The sequence below is a fragment of the Fulvivirga aurantia genome (genome assembly GCF_009711475.1).
Classification (GTDB): Bacteria; Bacteroidota; Bacteroidia; order Cytophagales; family Cyclobacteriaceae; genus Fulvivirga; species Fulvivirga aurantia.
In genome coordinates this window covers 1-3029 of record NZ_SMMD01000472.1, presented here as the reverse complement: position 1 = coordinate 3029, position 3029 = coordinate 1, and the positions used below count along the sequence as shown (strand labels likewise).

Annotated in this window: 3 protein-coding genes; all 3 read left to right on the top strand. The window is 38.2% G+C overall.

The window, feature by feature from the left end; translation table 11 throughout:
• The first annotated feature begins 111 nt into the window (after positions 1-111).
• Entirely contained in the window at positions 112-1527 is a 1416-nt protein-coding gene (locus E1176_RS03205) for a fasciclin domain-containing protein (protein WP_222933062.1), read from the top strand.
• Between the two features lie 332 nt (positions 1528-1859).
• Positions 1860-2636, top strand: coding sequence for a sensor histidine kinase (locus E1176_RS03200; RefSeq protein ID WP_185152592.1), 777 nt, complete (start codon positions 1860-1862; stop codon positions 2634-2636).
• The coding region (locus E1176_RS03195; RefSeq protein WP_155209134.1) for a LytR/AlgR family response regulator transcription factor at positions 2636-3029 on the top strand (394 nt) is incomplete at its 3' end. The genes E1176_RS03200 and E1176_RS03195, both read left to right, overlap by 1 nt.

The following is a 3029-nucleotide window of genomic DNA, read 5'->3' as shown; positions in this document are numbered from 1 at the left end:
AACCGCATTTGACTGCTCACTCCAAAATAAATACCACTCACTCTCTTTTAGAAAAACAACGGCCTTTTTAAAGGTTTTAAGGTCAAATGATTCTAAACCAAATTTAATATTATGAGAACTAAAACCTTTTTTAGAAAATCAGCAAGTACAATATTATCTGTACTCGCGCTAAGTGCAATGATTTTCATGACCGCCTGCGGTGATGATGACAATGACGCACCACAACCGGCCGAAGAACAGCCTACTGTGGTGGAAGCTGCTAATTCTGCAGGCTTAACTATTCTTCTCGATGCTTTAGTAGAAGTTGATCTTGATGACGATTTATTAAATGCAAATGAAATAACTGTATTTGCTCCTACAAACACGGCTTTTGAAGCGGCTTTAGAAGCTTATGGCGTAGACAATCTTGCTCAATTAACTGCAGAAATTGGCGGTGAAGCTAATTTAGCTACTGTACTTAATTTTCATGTAGTGCCAGCCGTGGCATTTGCTGCTGATCTACAGGAGGGTGCACAAGAGTTTGAAACTCTTTCTGGAGAAAGTCTAACTGTGACTAAGTCTGGTGCAAATGTAACTGTGACTGATGCGGCAGGAAGCACCTATAGCGTAACCACAGCTGATGTAGAAATAGAAAATGGCGTAGTACACGTAATTGATGGTGTGCTATTACCAACAATAGATTTGCCAACAATAGTTGAAGCTTCTACAAGCGCAGGGCTCACAACATTGTTAGACGCAGTAACAGCAGCAGAATTAGCTACAACACTTACCAGCGCTTCAGAAATTACCGTCTTTGCACCGAGTAATGAGGCTTTTGTAGGTCTTTTAGAAAGATATGACGCTTCTGATTTAAATGATCTTGTAGCTAAAATTGGTATTGATGCTGTAACAGAAGTATTAACATTTCATGTTGTACCAGCAGTAGCATTTTCACATGACCTTGAAAATGATTCACAAACTTTTGAAACACTTCAAGGACAAGAAATTACTGTAACTAAATCAGGATCTTCAGTTACTGTTACCGATTACTTAAACTTCACTTACACAGTAACTACCGCAGATGTTGCAATAGAAAATGGTGTAGTGCACGTTATTGATGGTGTAGTATTGCCAGACTTGAGCTCAGACCCTAACGTAGTTGAAGCCGCAACAAGTGCTGGTCTTACTACTTTAATAGATGCGGTACTAGCAGCAGAATTGCGTGATCCATTATTACAAGCGACTGCCATAACCGTATTTGCCCCTACAAATGATGCTTTTGCCGATTTATTAGCTGCACAAGAGGTAAGTGACCTTAACGGCTTAATTGCTAAACTAGGAGTAGATGCTGTAACTAAAGTATTACAGTTTCATGTAGTGCCTGCTGTAGCATTCTCAGGAGACCTGGCTGCAGGTGAGCAAACCTTTACCACTTTGGCAGGAGAAGACTTACTTGTAACGAAAAATGGTGCTACTGTAACTGTAACAGATGCAAGTAGTAATGTTTACACAGTAACTACTGCTGACGTAACCACGAAAATGGTGTAGTTCACGTGATTGACGGTGTACTACTTCCAACCCTATAAATTTTGGTTGTTTTATAATTGCTGGGGCCATAATGTGCCCCGGCTTTATTATGTTTACTACATATGTTTGCGCATCGGTTACGATATCTGTTCATTCTACTTCTCTCTCTTTACTCGTTTATAAATATTTTATTTACTGAGGGAAATAGAATTTTTAGTAATCAGCCTGAGCATGTAGTACTTTTTCTTACCATCACATTTCTTGTCTTTACCCTATGGGAAGGCAACCGACTCCTAATTAAAGCAATCGAGGGGTTTCAATTTCGCAAATTACACATCCTAGTTCCTTTCTTTTTGCTTAGTGTAATTTACCTCATCATACTTTCAGGACTTACCACCGTCAGTTTTTCCTTTATTTATCCAAACTATGACCTAGGGCTCACATTTAAGTTAATGATAGGCTTTACTTTTCGGGTAAACCTGTTTTTGCATTGTATCAACGCGATAGTATTTTTCTTAAGCCAATATAAAAAAGCACAGCTCGAGTCTGAGCAGCTCAAAAAGATGCATGCAGAGGCAAAGTTCCAGGCACTAAGAAATCAGATAAACCCGCACTTCTTATTTAATAGTTTTAATGTACTCGCTACACTGGTACATAAAGACCCAAACACCTCCTCTAAGTTTATAGAGCAGCTGAGTGATGTGTATCGTTATTTGCTCTACAACCAGGAAAATCAACTGGTGACTATCAAAGAAGAGATTGAGTTTTTGAAATCATATATATACCTGCTAAAAATTCGTTTTGGAGAGAATTTAAAGGTGATCTTAGATTTGAATGACACGCTTGATGATAAATATATAGTCCCTGCATCTCTTCAAATGCTTATAGAAAATGCCATAAAGCATAATGTTGTAAGTAAAAAAGACCCATTGTGCATCAAAATCTATAACAATGACAATTATTTGGTTGTTGAGAATAGTAAAAATTTGAAAAAGGTAAAAGAGCCCTCTTCCCGGCTAGGTTTAAAAAATATTAAGGATCGCTACAAATTCTTAAGTGAACACCACGCATTGATCATTAAGTCAAACGGAAGTTTTAAGGTTAAAATACCTATTCTCGATGCAGCATAATGAATGTTTTAGTAGTTGAAGATGAAGCTTACGCAGCGGAACGCCTGATTGGTCAGATTAAAGAATATGACGAAAGCATAGATATTTTGGATGTGGTGGAAAGCGTGGAGGAAGCCACAGACTTTATCAATGCTAACCAATCTGACATCGATCTGGCTTTTATGGACATCCAACTGGCTGATGGCAAAAGCTTCGAAATCTTCAGAGAAGTAGAATTTTTTAAGCCTATAATTTTTACTACTGCTTTTGATGAGTTTGCACTAGACGCATTTAAGCTCAACAGTATCGATTATCTTCTCAAGCCTATAAAGTATGATGACCTCAAACTGGCCTTAGACAAGCTCTCGCGTATCAATCCTAAAAATCAGGCCAGCATTCCTTCTGCACTTTTGG

Excerpts from the sequence above, each read along its gene's own strand:
- E1176_RS03205 (WP_222933062.1), top strand. The coding sequence starts at position 112 with ATGAGAACTAAAACCTTTTTTAGAAAATCAGCAAGTACAATATTATCT.